Consider the following 20,985-nt stretch of genomic DNA (forward strand, 5'->3'; position numbering starts at 1 on the left):
TTGCGGTTAGTCTTAACTTGCCTTTAGTATAATTACTTACTCAGGAACTCTTATCTTTGAGGACTGAAGAATATTAAATGCCTGTTGTAATAAAAGTCATTATTCCCGCTTTTAATGAAGAAGCATCTATAGGGAAAGTGATCCATGAAATTCCCTCTTTTGTTTCTGAAATCATTGTAGTAAGCAATAACTCGACAGATAAAACTGACGTTGTTGCAGCTGCTGCAGGCGCGACAGTTTTACGGGAAGAGCGAAAAGGTTACGGTTACGCCTGTCTTAAAGGTTTGGATTACATAGCCGAACAACCTGAAAAGCCTGAAATCGTTGTATTTCTCGATGGAGATTACAGCGACTATCCAGAAGAGATGAGCAAAATAGTGGCTCCTATTATTGAGGATGATATTGATCTTGTGATAGGCGCACGAGTGAAAAAATGGAGGGAAAAAGGATCAATGACATTTCCGCAGATATTTGGTAACTGGCTCGCCACTTCTCTAATGTCATTGTTTTTTGGCGCTAAGTTTACAGATCTTGGACCTTTTAGAGCAATAAAATATGATGAACTACTGGCACTTGAAATGCAGGATAAAACATATGGCTGGACAGTTGAGATGCAACTGAAAGCTTTGAGAAAAAATCTGACTTATGTAGAAATACCAGTGCATTATAAAAACAGAATAGGAGTTTCAAAAGTTTCAGGCACAGTTAAAGGAGCAGTGTTCGCAGGAGTTAAAATTTTGGGATGGATCTTTAAATACAGCTTCAAATAATGGATCTAGCGATAATAATCATATACACCTTTGCTTCAGCATTGATCCTGATCTACAGTATCTCTCAATTCCTCCTGCTTCTGGATTACCTGCGTTCCAAAAAAAAATCAGCTCATACACCTCCCCTGAATTTAGACAAAGATCAAATTCCTCACATCACCATTCAGCTGCCCCTGTACAACGAAAAATATGTCGTGGAGCGACTGCTGAAAAACATAGCTGGAATTGATTATCCCAAAAATAAACTTGAGATCCAGGTTCTGGACGATTCAACCGACGAGTCTGTGGAAAAAACTGCTGCTCTTGTGGCTGAACTTCAGCAGAAAGGTTTGGATATTCAACATATTAGAAGAAAGAACAGAAAAGGATATAAAGCGGGTGCTCTTAAGAAAGGTCTAAAAATCGCAAAGGGAGAGTTGATCGCTATTTTTGATTCTGATTTCCTTCCGAAGAAAGACTGGCTGCTTCAAACTGTTCCGCATTTAAAAGATCCTGAAGTTGGATTGGTACAAACCCGCTGGGGTCATCTCAATCGGGATTATTCTTTACTTACAAAAGTCCTTGCCTTTGCACTTGATTTTCACTTTGTCGTGGAACAAACCGCGAGAAACTTCGGAAAGCATTTTATGAATTTTAACGGCACAGCAGGAATCTGGCGGAAGCAGTGTATTATTGATGCCGGAAATTGGGAAGGTGATACTTTAACCGAAGATCTTGACCTGAGTTATCGAGCTCAAATGAAAAAGTGGAAGTTTAAGTATCTGGAAGATGTTGTAACTCCCGCGGAACTACCAGTAATAATAAGTGCGGCAAGGTCTCAGCAATTCCGATGGAACAAAGGAGCAGCGGAAAATTTCCAGAAGAATTTTTCGCTTTTGCTGAAAGACAAAGATCAATCTGCCGGAACGAAATTTCACGGGTTTTTCCACTTACTCAATTCCAGCCTGTTTCTGCTTCTATTGATTTTAGCAGTTCTAAGTATTCCTGTTCTGTATATTAAAAATAACAATCCGGAGTTTGCATGGTATTTTCAGTTAATGGCATTTTTTGCAGTTAGCACCCTGGTTTTCTTTGCCTGTTACTGGATTACCTGGGCTAAGATCCACGGAAAAGGCATCAAAAGTTTTTTCAGGTTTATGGGAATGTTCTTCGCATTTTTTTCGGTTGCTATGGGATTATCGGCATACAATTCACTTGCCGTACTCGAAGGACATTTCGGCAAGAAAAGTGCCTTCATCCGTACCCCAAAATTTAATGTTAGTGATTTAAAAAATTCGTGGAAAGACAATGTTTACATCACTAAAGGTCTGGCAACTTATGTCTATATCGAGATCCTGTTGTTGTTATACTTTTGTTTCGGAATTTACAGCGCTATAAAACTGGCAGATTACGGATTACTGGTGTTTCACCTGATGTTAGTTGGCGGATTAAGTTTTGTTATCTTTCAATCCTTAAGAGCAAGAGGATAATTAAAACATTCCGTTTAGTTTCAGAAGATTATTAGAAATGGATTCACTTACACAAATTGTTCTTGGAGCTGCAGTAGGCGAGGCAGTTTTGGGTAAAAAGGTTGGAAACAAGGCTATGCTTTATGGTGCTATTGCTGGCACTATTCCCGATCTTGACACCTTTGCTTAAGCTATTTTACCGATACTGTTACGGCAATAGAAATTCACAGGGGTTTTAGTCATTCCATAGTTTTCTCACTCCTCTTTGCTCCCGTTTTTGGGTGGATTATTTCAAAGATCGAGAAACAATCTGCGGCAACATGGAAAGAATGGTCGTGGTTGATGTTCTGGGGCCTTTTCACTCATCCCATTCTTGATTCTTTTACCACCTGGGGAACACAGTTGTTCTGGCCATTCGACATTCGCCTTGCTTTTAAGAACATTTTCGTAATTGATCCCTTATACACGCTGCCTTTCCTGATTTTTCTCATCCTCGCTATGAGAACCGAACGCGGTACGAGAAAGAGAAGAAAATTAAATAATCTGGGGCTAATCGTAAGTAGTCTTTATCTCCTTACAACTATAGCGCTTAAAGGAATAAGCTATATAAAGTTTATAGATGCCCTGGAGGCACAGAGTGTGCCCTACCTGCAGATAGAAACAAAGCCAAGTCCTTTCAACACAATCTTGTGGACAGCAAATATTGAAACAGAAGACGCTTTCCTCATAGGAGATTATTCTTTTTTTGATTCTCAGCCAATCCGCTTTTACAGCTTTTTGAAAAACCATCATCTTCTTGGCGATTTAAACTCGAATGACAAAGTGCAGCGGCTTATCGATATCTCGAACGGCTGGTATATTATTTCTGAAAAAGAAGGAAAAATGTACTTTCATGACTTGCGCTTTGGAGTTCTGGACATTACTGCAACAGAACCAAATTTTGTCTTCACATACAGGATCATTGATGAAGGTGGCGAGGTAAAGATTGAAGAAGTAGAGCGCAATACTGAAGAAGCTAAAAAATTAATTTCTATCCTCGGAAAAAGGATCTTCGGAAATTAACGCTCTTTCCTGTCTGAACCTTCAGATAACCTGTAGGCGCTTTTATTTATCTTTAAACTTCAAACTATCCAGAATCTATGAAATGCCACTTAATTTTTTGTTTTTTGATATTTTCAGCAAATCTACTTTTTGCACAGGAACCTTCAGCAAAACTCCGGGAAATCATAGAAAAGGTACAGGAACACAAAGCTTATGACGTAAAAAACTTTCCGCTGGGGCTTTATACCAAAGAACATTACCGCCGGGAAGCAGGATTTGCAAAAGAACAGTTGGAAAAGCTTCAGAAAATTGATGAAAAAACTCTCTCTCAGTCAGACAGGATCTCATTGAAACTTCTGAAATTCAAATTACAGGAAACTATAGATTTTTACGAATATGAAGCATATTTAAATCCCTTGCTTTCAGATGCTTGATTTTCACGTGAGCCTGCCTTACCATGTGCGCGAACTGGTAAATTACGGGCAGGTAAAGGAATATCTGGAGAAACTTAATGCACTTCCTGTTTTCGTGGACCAGCACCTGGCGCTGCTTCGGGAAGGAATAGAACAAGGGAACACCCAGCCGCGGGTGATCTTTGATGGTTATGAAGCTACCTATAACAATCAAATTGTAAAGGATTTCAAAGAAAGTTATTACTACTCACCTTTTAAAAATCTGCCTTCCAGCCTTACCGAAAAACAGCGGGATTCTGTATTAGAGGCCGCAGAAGTGGTTATTAAAAAGAAGGTTGTACCGGAGTTTAGCCGTATCAAGAAGTTTTTCGACCAGGAATATTTACCCATTGCAAGAAAAAGTGTAGGAGTTTCAGAAATCCCAAACGGAAGAAATTATTACCAGAATCGGTTGAACTATTACACGACCCTTGATCTTACTGCTGAAGAAATTCACCAAATAGGGTTAAAGGAAGTCTCCAGAATTAATTCCGAAATGAAAAAAATTATTGAGGAAGTAGAATTCAAGGGGAGTTTTGAAGAGTTCATTCAGTTTTTACGAACTGATGAGCAGTTCTACGCGTCTACTCCGGAAGAATTATTAAAGGAAGCAAGAGATATTTCGAAGAGAATTGATGCTCAACTGCCGCGGTACTTTAAAAAGCTGCCCCGCAAACCTTACGGAGTAGCCGCTGTCATAAGCAGCTATTGCACCAAAGTATACCACCGGAAGATACATTAGTGCTTCCAGTGAAACCCAACCTGGATATTATTGGGTAAATACCTATGACCTGCCCAGCAGGCCGCTTTACGTATTGCCATCGTTAACTGCTCACGAAGCAGTGCCGGGGCACCATTTACAAATTGCTTTGAACGGAGAACTCGGCGAGAGCATTCCCCGATTCCGAAGAAATTTTTATCTGTCGGCATATGGGGAAGGATGGGGATTGTATTCGGAGTTTTTAGCTGAAGAAATGGGAATCTATACTACTCCTTATGAACTCTTCGGAAAACTGACATATGAACAGTGGCGCGCCTGCAGGCTGGTTGTAGACACCGGAATTCACTCGATGGGCTGGAGCCGGGACAAAGCAATAGATTTCCTAAGGTCAAATACAGCACTTTCCCTGCACGAGATTAACACCGAAATAGACCTAAGTACATCTCCTGGCCGGGACAAGCGGTTTCTTACAAGATTGGGGAAATTAAAATCCGGGAGTTAAGGAAAAAAGCTGAAAAAGAACTCGGTTCTAAATTTGAGATAAGGGATTTTCACGAGGTGATCCTTAGCCACGGAACTGTGACTTTGGAGATTATGGAGGAGCTGGTGAATGATTATATTGCAGCAGCACGGATCGCAGATCCGCGCTAACACCAGAAGTGCTGGCGCGGATCTGCCACGCGAGCGTGCTGGCGCGGATTTGCAATCCGTGCCGTGCCGTGACGTGACGTGTCGAGATGTGCCGGGCGTGCCATACTAAAGTAAAAATACCTTAATTATGTCTACTAAGTATAAAGCTACAGTACCGGATGTTGCTTACTTCATCACCATGACAACAGTTGATTGGATTGATATTTTTACTCGCCCGGAACAAAAGGAGGTTATTATAAAGAGCCTTAGATATTGCCAACAGCATAAAGGTCTCGAAATATTTGCTTATTGCCTAATGTCTAATCATTTGCATATGATATGTAAGGCTGACGAAGGGATCCTGTCTGATATCTTACGAGATTTTAAAAAATTTACTTCGAAAGAAATAATTAAAACGATAAAAGAATCACCTGAAAGCAGAAGGAAATGGATGCTCACTCTCTTTGAGAGAGCGTGTGAACATTTAAAGCGGGATCAACAATACAAAGTATGGCAGAATGGTTACCACGCCGAATCTTTAACATCTGGGAAATTTCTTAATCAAAAGCTCAATTACATCCACCACAATCCTGTTAAAGACAGAATTGTGGAAAATCCTGAGGATTATTTATTTAGTTCTGCCAGGAATTATGCAGGTATGGAAGGTGAACTTGAGGTGAACCTGCTCGAATTGATTTAGATATAATTGTTAGCACGGATTGCAAATCCGCGCTAACAATTATAGATGCCGTTGCTTACAGGAGACGGTTGGAAGCAAGAAAAAGCGCGAATTAAAAATCCGCGCTAGCTTTATTCAATGATAATCAGAAAATGCTGGCGCGGATCTGTGATCCGTGCCCGTGCCTGCCTCTTATTATTACTTCTTATTCTTCTTATCGGTCAATTTTACTATCGGTTTTTCATAATTATTAATAGATATCTCCACATTTACCGTTTTTTGCACCTCAACCAGATTTTTAGCTTTTTCGGGTTCAATTAATTTTCCGTTGTAGTAAAATGTAGCTCCATCTGCCAGCAGTTCTTCAAAAGTTACTGGTGGTGGAGGTGGCGGAGGTTGTGGTAAACCATCAACTGTTGGCGGTGGTGGAGGTGCTTAAGCAGGGCATCTTGCGCTGAAGTGCAGGAGGAACAGGTGGATTATTTTCCTTTGCCGGAGGAGGTGGTGGCACAGGCAACTTGTCTCCTTCGCCTTTTGTGGGTTCAGGAGCTGGTGCTTAGCGGTGGCGGCGGTGGAAGTTTTTCTGCATTTTTTCTCTGTGAATCAGTCATGACTTTATAGATGCTCAACATTCGTTTAAAACCTTCCTCCTGAACAATTTCCTCTGTAATTTCCTTTTTATTATAATCTCTTGCGAGCTTATTATACTCTGCAACCATTTCTTTATTAGGCGGTGGAGGTGGCGAAGGAATCGGAAATTTTTCGGAATTCTTTTTTTGATCCGAAGTCATCAGATTATAAATGTATTTCATCCTCTGATAATCCTTCTTTTTAATTATTGCTTCCCCTTCCGGTTTAGAATTGTATTCTTTTGCTAATTTGTTATATTCCTCTACCATTTTTTGAGTTGCCTTTTCCTGATAGTTATTACTTTCGGTTGCTTCTTTTGGGAAAGGAGAGATATAAAATTTTGGTTGTATAGCATTTTTCTTTTGCTCAGGGGTCATGAGAGCCTGGATCTCTCTAATTCTATTAAGATCTATTTGTCTTATCATTCCCTTTTCATTTAAACCTGAAACTATCTTATTGAATTCCCTGATCATTTCCGGGGTTGCTTTTTCCTGGTGATTCAATAAAACTTCGGAATATTTTGTTTTTTCAGGCTTTTCCACCTTGCTATTTACTTTAGTACTAGCTGTAGTTAAGTTTTCTGAATCATATGTTTTAATCTTCCGGGTTCCATACTTCATAAGAATTGTTTTAACATCTGTTATTATCCCCATCCTAACTCCCGGCTCCACCCTAATTTCTGCACTGGTTAAATCTTTTCTTTCTTCATAAGTTAGGTGTTCATTAATTTTTTGAAGTCTCTCCTGCAGCTCATTCAATTTCACGGCTTGGTGATTGACAGTGATATTTCCATTCCTGAAGATGTGGACATTAATGTCTTCGGAAATGACAATATTGGATGTCTCATCAGCATTCATATGCTGTTTTTGATCCTGAGCTTTTACTACCACTTCACTTGTACTAAAACCGTAAACCAGCATTGCCAGTAATGGCAGTACCAAAAGGCTTCTCGCCCATACTGCTGTTTTTGATGTTTTTGTTTTCATAACTTTAAATCGTTTTTTAACTGATGAATAATTAATAGGATTAGTGAGGCCGCTCTCAAGACCTCCGGATGAATAGGAAAGCAAAGTTTTTTGATATACGGAGAGATTTGTTCCTTTTTGCAATACCGAAGCGTCTGCAAGAAACTCGTGATTAAGCTTAATGGCATCTTTAAGCAGAAAAAGAAACGGATTAAACCAAAAAATTATTTGTGTGACTTCTATTATTAGAATATCCAGACTGTGCCTCTGCACCGCGTGAGCCTGTTCATGAATGATAACATCTTTAGGAATTTCATTCTTCTCATACTTGATCTTATTCAGAAAAATATAGCTGAAAAATGTATGCGGATTCATTTTTTCAGAAAGAAGAACGTTGATAAAATTGTTCTCTTTCACTTTAGGATTCTTTTTAATTCTCTGCAAAATCACGCGAAAATTTCTAAAGAATTTTATACTGAAAAATATAACCCCCAGTACATAAATTAACCACAATCCTCTTTCAAAATAAACGGTATAATCAAGAGGAGCCCGGGAAATTTCTTCTACAGGAAATACGTGGTAAGCTGAAAGACTTCGGCAGAACCCTCTACATATGTCGTAAAAGATATAAAGGGAATGGCAACTGCAGCAAGCATGGCAGTCAATAAGTAGAACCTTTTAACTACGTGCATTTTTTCCCTTTCAAGAAATAACTTATAGAAAAGCAGAAGAATGGCAAGGCAGGCGACTGATTTTAAAAAATATACTTCCATAGCTATTTATTTTTTATTTCTTCGTCAATCAGCCGCTTTAGATCCTCCAGTTCCTCTTTAGTCAGATCAGTTTCCTGAGTAAAAAATGAGGCGAATTGTGTAGCTGAGTCATTAAAAAAAGTTTTCATCATTCCACGTAACTGTCTTGAGAAATAATCCTTCTTTTTTACCAAAGCAAAGTATTCCCGCGACCTACCCAACTGTTTATAATCTACAAAGTTCTTATCCTGCATTCTCTTTAATAAGGTAGCCACAGTGGTGGGTGCAGGTTTAGGATGGGGATATGCATCTATGAGATCTTTCATAAAAGCCTTATCCTGTTTCCAAAGGATCTGCATTAGTTGTTCTTCAGATTTTGATAATGCCATGGTTCTACAAGATTAGAGCGTTCTCTACAAATGTAGAATAATATTTTAATTCTACAAACATAGAAGTTAAAAATTTTTTTGAAATTCGCTAAGCAGGTATAAAAACTGAACTAAAAAATTACCTTTGCGCACATCTAAAAAAATTAAGTATGAGCCTGGAACAGGAACTATTTCAACGCAGCGGATCGCAATGTGAATTATGTGGTGCAGGTAATGATCTTCAGGTATATGAAGTGCCGAATTCACCTTTAGATTCTGAAAATCATATTCTAATATGTGGTACCTGCAAGGAACAAATTGAGGATCCCAAAAAAACTGATGCCAATCACTGGCGCTGCCTCAACGACTCGATGTGGAGCCCCGTCCCGGCAGTTCAGGTGGTGGCATGGAGAATGCTTAACCGACTTAAAGCTGAAGGATGGCCACAGGATCTGCTGGATATGATGTATATGGATGATGAGCTAAAAACCTGGGCAAAGGCAGGAAAATCTCTAAGCGAAGCCAGTACAGATCTTGTACATAAAGACAGTAATGGAGCTACAATTGAAGCTGGAGATACCGTCGTGCTCATTAAAGACCTCAACGTGAAAGGATCGAGCATAGTGGCAAAAAGAGGAACAGCCGTACGGCGGATTACTTTAGTGCATGATAATCCGGAGCAAATAGAAGGAAAGGTGGAAGGTCAACAGATCGTGATCCTTACTAAGTTTGTGAAGAAAGTTTAGGTATAGTAAATGGCCCGGATCACAGATCCGCGCCAGCTATTTAGTTTAGAACCTCACAGGTTTCTAAAACCTGTGAGGTTTAGTAGTAGAATTATTTTTCTTCTTTCTTAAGCTTTGTAAAATGCTTGTAGAACAACGGAATGGTTTCAATCCCTTTCAGGTAATTCCATATTCCAAAATGCTCATTAGGAGAGTGAATGGCATCTGTATCCAAACCAAATCCCATTAGAATCGTTTTACTTTTCAGCTGTTTTTCAAATAAAGAAACTATAGGAATACTTCCCCCGCTGTGTTGCGGGATTGGATCTTTTCCGAAGGCCTCTTTGTAAGCATCATTGGCAGCCTGATATTCAAGGGTATCAATAGGGGTTACATAAGCCTGCCCCCCATGGTGCGTACTCACCTTTACTTTTACGCTTTTTGGAGCAAGGCTTTCAAAATGTTTAGTAAATAATTCACTGATTTCTTTCCAATCCTGATCGCTTACCAGCCTCATCGAGATTTTCGCATAGGCTTTTGAAGGCAGGACAGTTTTTGCTCCTTCTCCTGTGTATCCGCCCCAGATCCCGTTCACATCGAGCGTCGGTCGAATTGATGCACGTTCCAGAGTAGAAAATCCTTCCTCTCCATGAACATCACCAATATTCAGCTTTTCTTTATATTCTTCAAGATCAAAAGGTGCTTCCGCCATTTTTGCTCTTTCTTCTTCAGTATAGGTATTCACCTTATCGTAAAAGCCGGGAACAGTAATCTTGTTATTCTCATCCTGCAGACTTGCGATCATTTTCGCAAGAACATTAATAGGATTTGCAACTGCCCCTCCATATAATCCGCTATGCAAATCGCGATTGGGACCTGTAACTTCCACTTCCATATAACTAAGTCCGCGAAGACCTGTAGTTACAGAAGGGGTTTCTTTAGAAATCATTCCTGTATCGCTGATAAGAATAACGTCGTTAGAAAGTTTTTCCTGATTTCTCTCAAGGAACCATCCCAGGTTTGCACTACCAACCTCTTCCTCTCCTTCAATCATGAACTTGACGTTACAGGGAAGCTCATTGTTCCGGGTCATATATTCCAGCGCCTTTACATGCATATACATCTGGCCTTTATCGTCACATGCACCCCGGGCGTAAATAGCTCCCTCAGGATGAATTTTGGTTTCTTTAATGACGGGTTCAAATGGTGGACTTTCCCAAAGATCTAATGGATCTGGCGGCTGGACGTCATAGTGTCCATAGACCAGCACCGTAGGTAAATCTTTATCTATTATTTTCTCTCCAAAAACAATTGGATTTCCAGGAGTTTCGCAAATTTCTACTTTGTCACAACCTGCTTCCTGCAAACGCTGTTTAACAGCCTCCGCAGTTTTTAAAAGATCTTTTTTGTAGGCAGAGTCTGCACTTATTGAGGGAATCTTCAGCAATTCAACAAGTTCCTGTAAAAACCTGTCCTTATTATCTTCCACATATTTCTTTATGTCACTCATTCTTTCTTTTTTGAAGTTAAGTAAAGGTAAGAAATTAGATATAAGATTTTAGATTTGAGAAATGAGAGGAGCATAAAAGGAGAAATGAAAAAAACATCTTTTTTTGTCTCATATTATTTGAAAAACAAAATTCTTATGTATATTTGCAGCCGCTTATCAAGGTAAGCAGGTTTTACAATAAGTCCTAAGTGTTGTAAAATTTAATGCGGGCGTGGTGGAATTGGTAGACACGCCAGACTTAGGATCTGGTGCCGCAAGGTGTGGAGGTTCGAGTCCTCTCGCCCGCACAAACAAAAAGCTCTTCAGAAATGGAGAGCTTTTTTAATTTAATATTTCAGGCTTCATATACATTTCCACTCCTTCTCATCTTCATCCTTTTTAAGATTAAACTTATTTTCTGGGTGCTTCAGAAAAAAACAATAGCTTTAGTATAATCCCGAATTAATAAAGCCTTTGGAAGAGAATTGTGATATCTCCTGGCATGAGAAGTATTTTAACTCCTCTTAAAGTTTATAGCTAATTATCAAACAATTGAGGTAGCCATAGACTTAATTGAGGCACAAAGGTGATCAAGAGCAAAACGATAGCCATTGCAATGTATAATGGTATGAGCGGTTTTAAGACTTTTTGAATAGAGGTATTGGCCACACTCACTCCTATGAATAAGACCGATCCCACAGGTGGTGTACATAAACCTACACAAAGGTTCATTACCATCATTATTCCAAAATGCACCGGGTCTACACCCAAAGCTTCTACAACAGGCAGGAAAATTGGTGTAAAAATGAGCACTGCGGGGGTCATATCCATAAAGGTACCTACAAAAAGTAATAATAAGTTGATTATTAGTAAGATCACAAATACATTGTCACTCAGGCCCAATAATGCAACACTCACTGCCTGGGGGATCTCTTCATATGACATTACCCATGACATACTCATCGAAGTGGCTATTAGCAACATCACTATTGCAGTAGTACCTACAGAACTAATGAAAACCCCGTAAAGCTCACTTATTTTTAATTCTTTGTTTATAAAGGAAAGTACAAGACAATATAAAACAGCTATTCCTGAAGCTTCAGTTGCTGTAAATATTCCCGAAACAATACCGCCAATGACAACCACCAGCAACAGAAGACTCGGCAGTGCCTGTAGAAAAGTTGTGACGATGCTTTTAAGGCTGCTTCTTTCTCCGGGAGGATATTTTTTCTTTTTGATCCAGGCTGCAGCCACCAGCATCAACGCCAAACCCATTAGTATTCCCGGAATATATCCTGCCAAAAATAAGGAAGCAATAGACACACCTCCACTTGCCAAAGAATACACTATAAGCACATTAGAAGGCGGAATTACTAATCCTGTTGTGGATGCAGTAATATTAACAGCAGCTCCAAATTCTTTTGAATAATTTTCCCTTTGCATTGCAGGCCCTAAAATTCCCCCGATAGCTGAAGTCGCAGCAACAGCCGATCCAGAAATAGCGCCAAAAAGCATGGCCGCAATGACATTTACATAAATCAATCCGCCTGGGAGAGCCCCCATGAGGGCTTTGGCAAAGGCAATAAGCCTATTTGCTATTCCTCCCTGGTTCATAATTTGGCCCGCCAGTATAAACAAAGGAATTGCTAAAAGAGAAAAACTGTCTAATCCGGTAGCCATACGTTGGGCAACAGTTGTAAATGCAGCTAAGGAATCAATAGAAGCAAGTATAGTAACAGTACAGGAGATTCCAATAGACCAGGCAACCGGAACTCCTACTCCCAAAAGAATAATAAAGGAAATTATGAGAATTAAGACTTCTGTCATCATACCAAATACTTTTTAGAATGGATGATTTCATTTAACTTATAAAATATAACCAGCACCCCACTAATGGGGACAACCATATAAACATAAGATAGCGGGAGATGTAAAGCTGCGGAAGATTGTCCTAAAATGTGATTAACATAAACCAGGTTTCCCCCTCCAATTACCAGAACTGTAAGGCTAAACAGAATAATTAGAATATTTATTACTATTCTAAGTTTGATTCGGTTTGAGGGATTTAGTTTGGGAGGTAATATGTCTATGGCTAAATGAGCCTGTTGACCAGAGGCATATGCGGCACCTAGTATTCCTATCCATATCAATAAATATCTGGCAATTTCTTCAGTAACTGAGCTTGGACTTTGTAAAACATATCTTGAAAACACCTGCCATAAAACCGCTGTTACAATTAAAGCCATTGAAAGCACTAAAAATCCGCCCAGGAGTTTATCAATAATTTTTTTCATTCTATTCTACTGCCTGAATTGCTTCTATTGTTCTTTTCATTAAAGGATCCCTGCGGAATTCCTCATACATTGGCCCCACCAATTCCCTAAACTTTTCTTTATCGGGATGTATAATTTTAACTCCTGCCTCTTTCATTCCTTCTAATGCCTCTTGTTCAGATTCCTGCCACAGCTTTTTTTGATAGATTGATGATTCTTCAGCCGCTTCTTTTAGCCATTGTTTTTGCTGATCATTAAGTTTGTTCCAGACAATGGTACTAATTATTAATTCATCCGGTACAGCAGTATGTTCATCCATAGAATAGTACTGGCATACTTCGTAATGATTGTTCAGGTAGTAACTGGGTAAATTGTTTTCGGCCCCATCAACAATTCCCTGTTGCAGTGCAGTATAGAGTTCGCCCCAGCTAATTGGTGTAGGAGAACCTCCTAAATGTTTAACCATATTAATAGCGCTCTGGCTGGGCATTACCCTAAGCTTTAGCCCCTTTAGATCGTCTGGAGTTTCAATAGGAATATCTGCATAAAAATTACGGGTCCCCGAATCATAGAAAGTGAGTCCTATAAGCCTTTTACTTTCGCTACTCTTCAATAAAGTTTGACCAATTGCCCCCTCTAAAACTTTATACCGATGTGCGCTGTCACGAAATAAATAAGGAAGATTCAACACTTTAAATTCGGGTGCGAAATTTTCCATAGTTGCTGCAGAAACCTTTGTCATTCCCAAACTTCCTATTTGCAATAATTCAAGACATTCCCTCTCTGATCCCAATTGCTGATTGGGATAAATTTTAATACTTAAGCTCCCTCCAGATTTTTCCTCTACCTTTTCTGCCATATACACCATGGCTTTATGAACAGAGTGAGAGGTGTCTAAACCATGGCCTAACCTAATAATTTGAGTTTCTTCTTCAGTATTACAAGAAGCGCACAGGAACACCAGACATAATAGAAATTTGCTATATGTAATTAATCTTGATTTCATGTTTTTAGTGCTTCCCGAAAAAGAAGGTTCATTTTCCGTCAATTCTTCGGAAAAATATTAATTCGAAAAATTAGTACTTATAAATAGTTAATACAAGACTCTTTATGGTATACTTTTTCTAATTAAAGCTTCTTTGCAGGTTCCAATGTAATCAAGTTTTAGCAAACCTAAGATTCAATTTTAGAGTTCCACTGCAAAATTTAAAAATTATATCAGGTAGCCAGTGCCATTTGTACAGCAACAGCGGTTTTGATTTTTATAACTAAATCTCCTCTTCTCAAATTAAGAAGGACACCTTCATAAAGTTTGATTTTTCCGTAGGTAAGAATCTATAAGCGGAAGTGAAAAACGGAGATCTGGCTATATCTTTACTCCCATCCCTACAAATCCTGAATTTACCACTATATCCCAGTCTGTCCTTACTTTTCTTTCAGCTCTGGCAGTTACAAAAAACATCCCCAGATGATATTCGAGAATGGCATTTAGACCTATGGAAGGAGTCAATTTTTTCGGTTTATCTATGAGGCTCATTTGAACTCCAAGCCCTTGTTTAAATGCTCTTTTATAGTGAAAAATATGGGTAAGATTTAAACCCGCAGTTTTATATTTTAAATCTCTGAAAGTTTCATAGAAAACATCAGCTCTAAACCATTGTGCTGAAAATCCTGCTTTCCATACTCCATTGTAGCCTTTTTCATTTACGGTACCACCAAAAATTGCATTACGGGCGTCAATTTCAGTTTGTATTGTGAAATATTGATCAGGTTCAAACTGAGCAGTAGCCATTAGCGGAAACATTAAAGCCAGGAGGAGGGATTTCATTTCCGCAGAAATTATTTATTTATAATAGTTAAATTACTGTTGACATCTATAACTTTAATTGTTGACACCTAAAACTTTAAGTCGACGATAAGAACAACTCTCTGCTAAGCTCCCTGTCCTACGGCTCTCATTAAGCCACCATCCATAAAATATGTAGAACCCGTGACGTAATCTGAATCTGAAGAAGCCAGAAACACGGCCAGTTTGCCTATCTCCTCCGGGCGACCCGCTCTTTTCATAGGAATATTCTGTGTCTTTTCCTCTCTTTCTTCCTTATTATCTTTTGCTTCCTGATTCATTGGAGTAAGAATCATTCCAGGGGCTATATTGTTAACATTAATTCCTTCTTCGGCAAGCTCCAGAGCAAGGGTGCGGGTAAGCATTTTTATAGCTCCTTTTGAACTGCAATATTCTCCCGTTCCCGCCGCAGCAATTTCCTCATGAACAGAACTCACATTTAAAATTTTTCCCTTTCCACCATTTTCTCTCCTTATTTTAATAAATCTCCTAACACAGAAAAAGTATCCATATAAGTTAGTTTTAATTGCTTTATCCCATTTTTCGGTAGACAAATCGGCAATTTCTATTCCCAGGCCATTCACTGCGGCGTTGTTCATAAGGATGTCAATTGTTCCAAATTCAGCCAGTGCACTATCAAACATTTGTTCTACTGCCTGTTCATTACTCACATCTACCTGAAGCACCAGTCCTTTTGCACCTTCATTCTCGACTTTTTTAAGCGTCTCTTTTCCTCCTTCTTCATCTGAATGGTAAGTGATTACCACATTCGCTCCTTCTTTGGCAAATTCTATGGCAGTTGCCTGTCCTATTCCGGAATCGGAACCTGTAATTAGTGCTGTTTTTCCATTCAATTTTCCCATATCAATAAATATTATGTTATTCTTCGGATTAAAAGCTACTTAAAACCTTCTGACTTTCCTGTTAATGAAAAGGTAATACTACAAGAATTTATCTTTTACTACCAGGATTCAGAAATTCGAATAGCCTTCAGAAGAGTCAGAAAGATTATTATTTAGTTTTTGCCTGCCATAAACAACAGCATTTTCTTTTCCAAAAATAAATTATGGAAAATCAGAAAAAATTGTAATCTTAGACGCCATATTGCCCTACATTAAAAACCGCCTTAGAACTTTAACCATCCCCTACGATGAAACAAAGTAAATCGATTAGATTGTTAGAAAATCAAATCGAAAATATTCAGAATAAAGCTATTAACAGAGATGAATGGCTTACCTCGACAGCTTCAGTCCTTCTCAGAGTTTTCCCATTATCCGCACAAATTAAAATAGATCAATTAAAAAACATTGAGAAGAATCCGCAGTACTTTGAAGATATTAGTGCAGAAGAAAAGATCGCAGTGAGAAAAAGCAAGGCTAAGCGGTACCTGCAAAATTACATAGAAGAAATAGAGTTGTTAGGATTAGAAAGCAACGGTAGTAAACTGGAACTTTTCTTTGGAAGTTTAAGATTCTGGCTTTTGGTGATCGCTCTTTGCGGTGTGAGTTTTCTTGCGGGGAATACTGCGTCCGGTAAGGTTTTCAGGCAATCCCACATACAGGAATATCATGAGCTGGAACAACAAATTGACAGCCAGAAAAAGGAGATCGATTCTTTAAACACGGAACTTAGAAGTAATAGAATTTTAGGATAATTATAACCTATTACTACCCTATTAAGCTGCTTTTGTACATTGAAAATTCCTAATTTTAAATCTTTACAACCAGCTCAATAAAAACTAATAAGTAGTTATGGAAATATTTTTAAATGCCGACACCTGGATAGCATTGGTAACTTTGACATTTATGGAGATAGTGCTGGGCATTGATAACATAATATTTATTTCCCTCGTTGCAGGAAAGTTACCTGAAGATCAACAGAAAAAAGCCAGGTTAGGCGGTCTTGGACTGGCTTTGGTAATGAGAATCCTTTTACTACTAAGTATTACCTGGATCGTAGGTCTTACAGAACTAGGTGATGACATTTGGTGACTTTGCCTTAAGCTGGAGAGATATTATCCTGGTAGGTGGTGGTATTTTCCTGCTCGTTAAAAGTACGCTTGAAATTCATCATAAAGTTGAGGGACAGGAACAAAGCAAAGAAGTTAAAAAGGTCAGCTCATTTGGTTATGCTATCTTACAAATTGTCTTATTGGATATAATATTTTCTTTTGATTCGATACTTACAGCAATTGGATTAACAGATGAACTTATCCTGATGTTTATTGCAGTGACAGTTTCCATTATTGTAATGATGGTTTTTGCCAAAGCTGTTGGTGAGTTTGTAAATAAGCATCCTACAATTCAAATCCTTGCTTTATCATTTTTGATCTTAATTGGTGTAATGCTTATTGTTGAAGGTGCACACGCACACGTTCCCAAAGGCTATATCTACTTCGCGATCTTCTTCTCTCTTGCCATCGAAATGCTAAATATGAGATACAGGAAGAAAGCAGACTCTGTAACGCCGGAAGATCAATCTACAATCTCGTAGTGGATAGGCTTAAAACTACCGTTATTACTATCCTCAGCCGAACAGGCGGTAAGGCCTACTACAAGATCCATTTGAGCTTCAAATAGAACATAATCCCCTGCCTTACTCATAGGTGGATCTACACTCAGTTTCCCGTCGGGTTGAAACTGTACGTTCATAAAGATATTGAAAGCGGTGGGTATATCATCTGGTTCAATACCAAACTGCTCCAGGTTGGTATAGAGATTTTCAAAGCAACTCGGGTGATATTCCGGGTTCTTATACATAATTTGAAAAGTCTCCGGGCTGCAGGGAGCAAGAAGGAAATCATTTCTCCCATTGGTGTCTTCCAGGATCTCCATCATTTTATTGCTGCGGTTACTCCATAAAAAGTCGCCTTTGGTAATAAGGAGATTTTCCTCAAAATCTAATGTTTTACCAGATGATATTTTCTCCCGAAGATCTTCAGCATTAAAAAGAACCATATCACTAACCTGTTCTCCCTGTGGATCTATAACCTTTAATCTCTGACCCTTTTTTAGTTTAAATGCGGCACCAGATTGTTTTTCAATTTTATAAACCATGTTCTTCTTTTATATTTTTACTTAAAGGGCAGCTCATAAAGTCATTCTTTTTTTCGAGATGGTCTACGACACTTTGGACATCTTCCTTATCACTACCCTGGTGTAGTTTAGCAATTGCTTCTACTTTAATCAGGATTGTAACCAAAACCCCGTAATATAAGGCAGGTGGTCCCTAATAATATCTTCCGGAATATCCTGGTAGTATAAAGGTTTATCCTGATCTCTTTCAAATCTTGCGATAAGTTTTTGAAGAGATTCCTCCAGCTCCCAATCTGTTTGAACAGCAATTTTTGCATTTACATGAACTGCGGAATAATCCCAGGTGCTAATGTCTTTTTCTTTATACCAGGAAGATGAAACATAAGAATGAGGGCCCTGAAAAACAATTAGAGCCTCTGCACCATCTTTAAGATGGTGTAGTTGTTCATTGTGATTTGCTATATGCGCAAATAGGTAGAAATCATCTGGAGATCCTATAGCCAAAACCGGAATATGAGTTGCAAGCAGGCGCTCCCCCTGTACCACAAATGTTGCAAAAGGATGCTCTTCTATAAACCTGAAAAATGTAATCCTTCTCCCGTTTTAGGTATTTCTTAGGTTGATACATCTTATTTTTGAGCCTGAAGAAACGGACATTTCCATTCTTCTCCAACTTTTCTTCCACTATATTGTTTAGCCTCGCTGCTCGCCCCAAAATCCTCAAGCATAGGATTTGTACTTCCCTGCAGTTCGGTATCACGTTCCCTAATCTTATCCCTTACAGTTTGATAAGTTCCCATTTCCCGTAATCTTTCAAACTGCCAGTGTAAATTAAAAGCCAAAGCAGGATAAGGACTTTGTCTCGCCATCCTGGAGCTGTTTGGATGCAGGCCAACCATATAAAAGGCTTTCCCGTTTATACTGAAACTAAAATCCTTATTAGCAGGATCTGAACTTACTGCAGGATCCCAAGGCTGCTCATCCAACTCGTGCAGAAACTGAAGTTGCTTCCACAACAACTCTTCGAATTGTTCCTCCGTATACTTTTTTCGATCCTTAAATACTGCAAAGAAGGTAAGAAAGTCATTAGACTCAAAATCATACCGGGAGAGATATGTCTTAATATCTCTTAATATCTTTGCTGATGTATTTTTAGATCCAAAGTTCTCGTAGACGTGAAAATCTACTTTATCCATGGTAAAAACCGTTTGTGCCATTACACAGGGATGGTTTTTTTCAAGGATAAAATTTTTAAATTCGTTATGGATTTCTTTATTTTCCGGAGAAACTTTTGTTTTCTCAGCAGAAAGTTTTTTAGTACTTACTTTCATATAAATTGTTGAATACTCAAAAATAACCCCATAAATGTCTCTGGGATTTGAGTTTAAGAATAAATTAGGTGTATTTTTAATGAAGATTAACAGCTGTGGACGTGATGAAGATTTTCTTAAGTGCAATTATAACTACTTCTCTAATGACCCTTTTCAGCTATATAGTCTCCGCTTTCAGCCATTCCCAGTTTAGAGAACCTCAACTTTTAAACGAACTGATAAATAGGTCAACAGCACTTGCCTTTAAACCGGGCCAAAAGAATTTAAGCGGGTGGATTATTCATTATTCTATAGGATTATTATTTGTGGTAATCTTTAGAATGATCTGGAATTTCACAATAATTGAACCTACCTATCTTTCTGGTGCCTCACTGGGATTTATCTTTGGTTTTATAGGAATAACAGGCTGGAAGATCATGTTCAGCTTAAGTCCAAATCCTCCAGAAATTAAGTTTAAAAGTTTTTATCTTCAGCTTATTGCTGCACATATCATTTTTGGAATAGGTGCTACGCTGCCTTTTTTATAATATTTCCTAATCTGTATTGTGCTTAGTAGCGAACCATTAGAAAAAGCATAAACCCGTTTAGGCATAATGCCAAACCATTTGTTGCAATAATAGGCATATCCTTTTTAGTTACTCCATACACCACCCACAAGGCCAGGCCTACGAGAAGCACGATAAACATTCCCGGAGAAACATCTTTAACTTTTTTTGTTTTCCACGCCTTCCAAATTTGTGGAATAACAGCAACTGTAGTACAAATACCCGCAATCAATCCCAAGATGTCTGTCCAACCTAATGCCATTTTTATTTTATTAATTATTCGGTTTTAATTCTGAATCTTATCTTTCTCCATTACCATATTAGGAAAAAGTCTAACCTCCTATAAAGTCTCCCCCGTTCACATGGATTATTTGTCCTGTAATATAGCTACTGTCTTCACTTGCCAAAAACACGAAAGCAGGAGCTACTTCGCTGGGTTGACCTGCCCTTCCTAATGGGGTATCCTGCCCGAATTCTTCTACTTTTTTGCCACTAAAGGTCGCAGGAATTAATGGGGTCCATATGGGGCCGGGAGCCACTCCGTTAACTCTAATATTCTTATTAGCCAGCATCTTTGCAAGGGAGCGGGTAAAAGAAACGATCGCCCCTTTTGTGCTGGAATAATCTAATAAATGAGCACTTCCCCTGTATGCAGTAACAGAGGTAGTATTAATAATCGTATCGCCCTCCCTCAGGTGCTTAAGGGCTTCTTTTACTATGTTGAAATAGGGAAAAATGTTTGTATTAAAAGTTTCCTGTACCTGTTCAGCAGATATTTCCTCTACATTTTCTTTTGGAAATTGTACTGCTGCATTATTAACCACAATATTCAGAGCTCCAAATTCCTTCACAGTTTGTTTTACTACATTTTCACAAAAGTCTTTCTCTTTAAGATCACCTTCAATGATAAGGCACTTCCGGCCTTCCTTCTCTACCAGTCTCCTGGTTTCCTCCGCATCTTCATCTTCGGTAAGATATATAATTGCTACGTTGGCGCCTTCTCTTGCGAAACACACCGCCACACTTCTACCAATCCCACTGTCTCCCCCTGTTATTAAAGCTATTTTACCCTTAAGTTTACCGCTGCCTTTATAATTTTCCCTTATAATTTCCGGTTCAGGATTCATTTTATACTGCTCCCCTGGTTGTGACTGGTCCTGATCCTGAAACTGTTTTGGCTTATCCATACTTACCGCTTAACTGGTTTAAAAGATAAATGTAATGGCAGAAGTCTGAAAAAAAATGTTAACTACTCCTAAGCCTTTCTAAAGGTTTAGAAAATTGT

The 20,985-nt window shown here is 38.7% G+C and carries 21 protein-coding genes, 1 tRNA gene and 3 pseudogenes; 10 read left to right on the forward strand and 15 right to left on the reverse strand.

Annotated elements, in window-relative coordinates; genetic code table 11:
* Positions 1-77 precede the first annotated feature (77 nt).
* The 5 genes and pseudogenes from LZ575_RS12880 to LZ575_RS12900 all read left to right on the forward strand — a co-directional run bounded on the left by LZ575_RS12880 (position 78) and on the right by LZ575_RS12900 (position 5,762).
* Positions 78-770, forward strand: coding sequence for a glycosyltransferase family 2 protein (locus LZ575_RS12880; RefSeq protein WP_235324941.1), 693 nt, complete (start codon positions 78-80; stop codon positions 768-770).
* Positions 770-2,239 carry a cellulose synthase family protein gene (locus LZ575_RS12885; protein ID WP_235324942.1) on the forward strand — a complete coding sequence of 490 codons (1,470 nt, stop codon included), beginning with the start codon at positions 770-772 and terminating at the stop codon, positions 2,237-2,239. Before LZ575_RS12880 ends, LZ575_RS12885 begins: the two co-directional genes overlap by 1 nt.
* Positions 2,240-2,276: 37 nt before the next feature.
* Positions 2,277-3,280: pseudogene (locus LZ575_RS12890) on the forward strand (metal-dependent hydrolase).
* A 77-nt stretch (positions 3,281-3,357) separates the two neighbouring features.
* Positions 3,358-5,083 (forward strand): annotated as a pseudogene (locus LZ575_RS12895) (DUF885 domain-containing protein).
* Between the two features lie 127 nt (positions 5,084-5,210).
* The gene (locus LZ575_RS12900) at positions 5,211-5,762 is read left to right on the forward strand and encodes an REP-associated tyrosine transposase (protein WP_235324943.1); all 552 of its coding nucleotides are present in this window, start codon (positions 5,211-5,213) and stop codon (positions 5,760-5,762) included.
* 521 nt (positions 5,763-6,283) lie between these two features.
* On the opposite strand, the gene LZ575_RS12905 is transcribed toward LZ575_RS12900, so the two are convergent.
* From LZ575_RS12905 to LZ575_RS12915, 3 genes are all read right to left on the reverse strand, one after another.
* Entirely contained in the window at positions 6,284-7,753 is a 1,470-nt protein-coding gene (locus LZ575_RS12905) for a M56 family metallopeptidase (protein WP_235324944.1), read from the reverse strand.
* 146 nt (positions 7,754-7,899) lie between these two features.
* The gene (locus LZ575_RS12910; RefSeq protein WP_235324945.1) at positions 7,900-8,109 is read right to left on the reverse strand and encodes a hypothetical protein; all 210 of its coding nucleotides are present in this window, start codon (positions 8,107-8,109) and stop codon (positions 7,900-7,902) included.
* A 2-nt stretch (positions 8,110-8,111) separates the two neighbouring features.
* Complete coding sequence (locus LZ575_RS12915; RefSeq protein WP_235324946.1) at positions 8,112-8,477, reverse strand: BlaI/MecI/CopY family transcriptional regulator; 366 nt, start codon at positions 8,475-8,477, stop codon at positions 8,112-8,114.
* Between the two features lie 149 nt (positions 8,478-8,626).
* Between LZ575_RS12915 and LZ575_RS12920 the strand changes: the two genes are divergently transcribed.
* Entirely contained in the window at positions 8,627-9,202 is a 576-nt protein-coding gene (locus tag LZ575_RS12920; protein ID WP_235324947.1) for an alkylphosphonate utilization protein, read from the forward strand.
* A gap of 91 nt (positions 9,203-9,293) precedes the next feature.
* On the opposite strand, the gene LZ575_RS12925 is transcribed toward LZ575_RS12920, so the two are convergent.
* Positions 9,294-10,691 carry a dipeptidase gene (locus LZ575_RS12925; RefSeq protein ID WP_235324948.1) on the reverse strand — a complete coding sequence of 466 codons (1,398 nt, stop codon included), beginning with the start codon at positions 10,689-10,691 and terminating at the stop codon, positions 9,294-9,296.
* A gap of 205 nt (positions 10,692-10,896) precedes the next feature.
* Between LZ575_RS12925 and LZ575_RS12930 the strand changes: the two genes are divergently transcribed.
* A tRNA-Leu gene (locus LZ575_RS12930) sits at positions 10,897-10,978 on the forward strand.
* A 229-nt stretch (positions 10,979-11,207) separates the two neighbouring features.
* Here the strand turns inward: LZ575_RS12930 and LZ575_RS12935 are convergent.
* The 5 genes from LZ575_RS12935 to LZ575_RS12955 all read right to left on the reverse strand — a co-directional run bounded on the left by LZ575_RS12935 (position 11,208) and on the right by LZ575_RS12955 (position 15,652).
* Positions 11,208-12,500, reverse strand: coding sequence for a TRAP transporter large permease (locus LZ575_RS12935; RefSeq protein WP_409187160.1), 1,293 nt, complete (start codon positions 12,498-12,500; stop codon positions 11,208-11,210).
* Positions 12,497-12,964 carry a TRAP transporter small permease gene (locus LZ575_RS12940; RefSeq protein ID WP_235324949.1) on the reverse strand — a complete coding sequence of 156 codons (468 nt, stop codon included), beginning with the start codon at positions 12,962-12,964 and terminating at the stop codon, positions 12,497-12,499. Before LZ575_RS12940 ends, LZ575_RS12935 begins: the two co-directional genes overlap by 4 nt.
* Before the next feature lies 1 nt (position 12,965).
* Positions 12,966-13,949 (reverse strand): TRAP transporter substrate-binding protein, encoded by a 984-nt coding sequence (locus LZ575_RS12945; RefSeq protein WP_235324950.1) that lies wholly within the window; start codon positions 13,947-13,949, stop codon positions 12,966-12,968.
* 360 nt (positions 13,950-14,309) lie between these two features.
* Positions 14,310-14,771 (reverse strand): hypothetical protein, encoded by a 462-nt coding sequence (locus LZ575_RS12950; protein ID WP_235324951.1) that lies wholly within the window; start codon positions 14,769-14,771, stop codon positions 14,310-14,312.
* Positions 14,772-14,875: 104 nt separating this feature from the next.
* Positions 14,876-15,652, reverse strand: a complete 777-nt coding sequence (locus LZ575_RS12955) for an SDR family oxidoreductase (protein ID WP_235324952.1) — start codon at positions 15,650-15,652, stop codon at positions 14,876-14,878.
* A 287-nt stretch (positions 15,653-15,939) separates the two neighbouring features.
* On the opposite strand from LZ575_RS12955, the gene LZ575_RS12960 reads away from it, so the two are divergent.
* Positions 15,940-16,443, forward strand: coding sequence for a hypothetical protein (locus LZ575_RS12960; protein WP_235324953.1), 504 nt, complete (start codon positions 15,940-15,942; stop codon positions 16,441-16,443).
* Positions 16,444-16,540: 97 nt separating this feature from the next.
* Positions 16,541-17,282, forward strand: a pseudogene (locus tag LZ575_RS12965) (TerC family protein).
* Here LZ575_RS12965 and LZ575_RS12970 read toward each other — a convergent pair.
* The 4 genes from LZ575_RS12970 to gntA all read right to left on the reverse strand — a co-directional run bounded on the left by LZ575_RS12970 (position 17,264) and on the right by gntA (position 19,155).
* On the reverse strand, positions 17,264-17,845 hold the full coding sequence (locus tag LZ575_RS12970) for a DUF1989 domain-containing protein (RefSeq protein WP_235324954.1): 582 nt from the start codon (positions 17,843-17,845) through the stop codon (positions 17,264-17,266). The pseudogene LZ575_RS12965 and the gene LZ575_RS12970 overlap by 19 nt on opposite strands.
* Entirely contained in the window at positions 17,835-17,990 is a 156-nt protein-coding gene (locus tag LZ575_RS12975; RefSeq protein WP_235324955.1) for a hypothetical protein, read from the reverse strand. Before LZ575_RS12975 ends, LZ575_RS12970 begins: the two co-directional genes overlap by 11 nt.
* Complete coding sequence (locus LZ575_RS12980) at positions 17,975-18,370, reverse strand: FMN-binding negative transcriptional regulator (RefSeq protein ID WP_235324956.1); 396 nt, start codon at positions 18,368-18,370, stop codon at positions 17,975-17,977. The genes LZ575_RS12975 and LZ575_RS12980 overlap by 16 nt, the downstream gene beginning before the upstream one ends.
* An 83-nt stretch (positions 18,371-18,453) precedes the next feature.
* Positions 18,454-19,155, reverse strand: a complete 702-nt coding sequence (gene gntA / locus LZ575_RS12985; RefSeq protein ID WP_235324957.1) for a guanitoxin biosynthesis heme-dependent pre-guanitoxin N-hydroxylase GntA — start codon at positions 19,153-19,155, stop codon at positions 18,454-18,456.
* Between the two features lie 101 nt (positions 19,156-19,256).
* Between gntA and LZ575_RS12990 the strand changes: the two genes are divergently transcribed.
* Entirely contained in the window at positions 19,257-19,682 is a 426-nt protein-coding gene (locus LZ575_RS12990) for a hypothetical protein (protein WP_235324958.1), read from the forward strand.
* A gap of 22 nt (positions 19,683-19,704) precedes the next feature.
* On the opposite strand, the gene LZ575_RS12995 is transcribed toward LZ575_RS12990, so the two are convergent.
* Both LZ575_RS12995 and LZ575_RS13000 read right to left on the reverse strand, forming a co-directional pair.
* Entirely contained in the window at positions 19,705-19,962 is a 258-nt protein-coding gene (locus tag LZ575_RS12995) for a SemiSWEET family sugar transporter (RefSeq protein WP_235324959.1), read from the reverse strand.
* A gap of 70 nt (positions 19,963-20,032) precedes the next feature.
* Complete coding sequence (locus tag LZ575_RS13000) at positions 20,033-20,887, reverse strand: SDR family oxidoreductase (protein ID WP_235324960.1); 855 nt, start codon at positions 20,885-20,887, stop codon at positions 20,033-20,035.
* Between the last annotated feature and the right edge of the window lie 98 nt (positions 20,888-20,985).

The organism is Antarcticibacterium sp. 1MA-6-2 (assembly GCF_021535135.1).
GTDB lineage: Bacteria > Bacteroidota > Bacteroidia > Flavobacteriales > Flavobacteriaceae > Gillisia.

Bases quoted from the DNA above. Each gene is read 5' to 3' on its own strand.
- LZ575_RS12920 (WP_235324947.1), top strand. From the start codon at position 8,627: ATGAGCCTGGAACAGGAACTATTTCAACGCAGCGGATCGCAATGTGAA.
- LZ575_RS12970 (WP_235324954.1), bottom strand. From the start codon at position 17,845: ATGGTTTATAAAATTGAAAAACAATCTGGTGCCGCATTTAAACTAAAA.
- LZ575_RS12940 (WP_235324949.1), bottom strand. From the start codon at position 12,964: ATGAAAAAAATTATTGATAAACTCCTGGGCGGATTTTTAGTGCTTTCA.
- LZ575_RS12910 (WP_235324945.1), bottom strand. From the start codon at position 8,109: ATGGAAGTATATTTTTTAAAATCAGTCGCCTGCCTTGCCATTCTTCTG.
- LZ575_RS12945 (WP_235324950.1), bottom strand. From the start codon at position 13,949: ATGAAATCAAGATTAATTACATATAGCAAATTTCTATTATGTCTGGTG.
- LZ575_RS12925 (WP_235324948.1), bottom strand. From the start codon at position 10,691: ATGAGTGACATAAAGAAATATGTGGAAGATAATAAGGACAGGTTTTTA.
- LZ575_RS12960 (WP_235324953.1), top strand. From the start codon at position 15,940: ATGAAACAAAGTAAATCGATTAGATTGTTAGAAAATCAAATCGAAAAT.
- LZ575_RS12950 (WP_235324951.1), bottom strand. From the start codon at position 14,771: ATGAAATCCCTCCTCCTGGCTTTAATGTTTCCGCTAATGGCTACTGCT.
- LZ575_RS12885 (WP_235324942.1), top strand. From the start codon at position 770: ATGGATCTAGCGATAATAATCATATACACCTTTGCTTCAGCATTGATC.
- LZ575_RS12880 (WP_235324941.1), top strand. From the start codon at position 78: ATGCCTGTTGTAATAAAAGTCATTATTCCCGCTTTTAATGAAGAAGCA.
- LZ575_RS12900 (WP_235324943.1), top strand. From the start codon at position 5,211: ATGTCTACTAAGTATAAAGCTACAGTACCGGATGTTGCTTACTTCATC.
- gntA (WP_235324957.1), bottom strand. From the start codon at position 19,155: ATGAAAGTAAGTACTAAAAAACTTTCTGCTGAGAAAACAAAAGTTTCT.
- LZ575_RS12915 (WP_235324946.1), bottom strand. From the start codon at position 8,477: ATGGCATTATCAAAATCTGAAGAACAACTAATGCAGATCCTTTGGAAA.
- LZ575_RS13000 (WP_235324960.1), bottom strand. From the start codon at position 20,887: ATGGATAAGCCAAAACAGTTTCAGGATCAGGACCAGTCACAACCAGGG.
- LZ575_RS12955 (WP_235324952.1), bottom strand. From the start codon at position 15,652: ATGGGAAAATTGAATGGAAAAACAGCACTAATTACAGGTTCCGATTCC.
- LZ575_RS12995 (WP_235324959.1), bottom strand. From the start codon at position 19,962: ATGGCATTAGGTTGGACAGACATCTTGGGATTGATTGCGGGTATTTGT.
- LZ575_RS12935 (WP_409187160.1), bottom strand. From the start codon at position 12,500: ATGATGACAGAAGTCTTAATTCTCATAATTTCCTTTATTATTCTTTTG.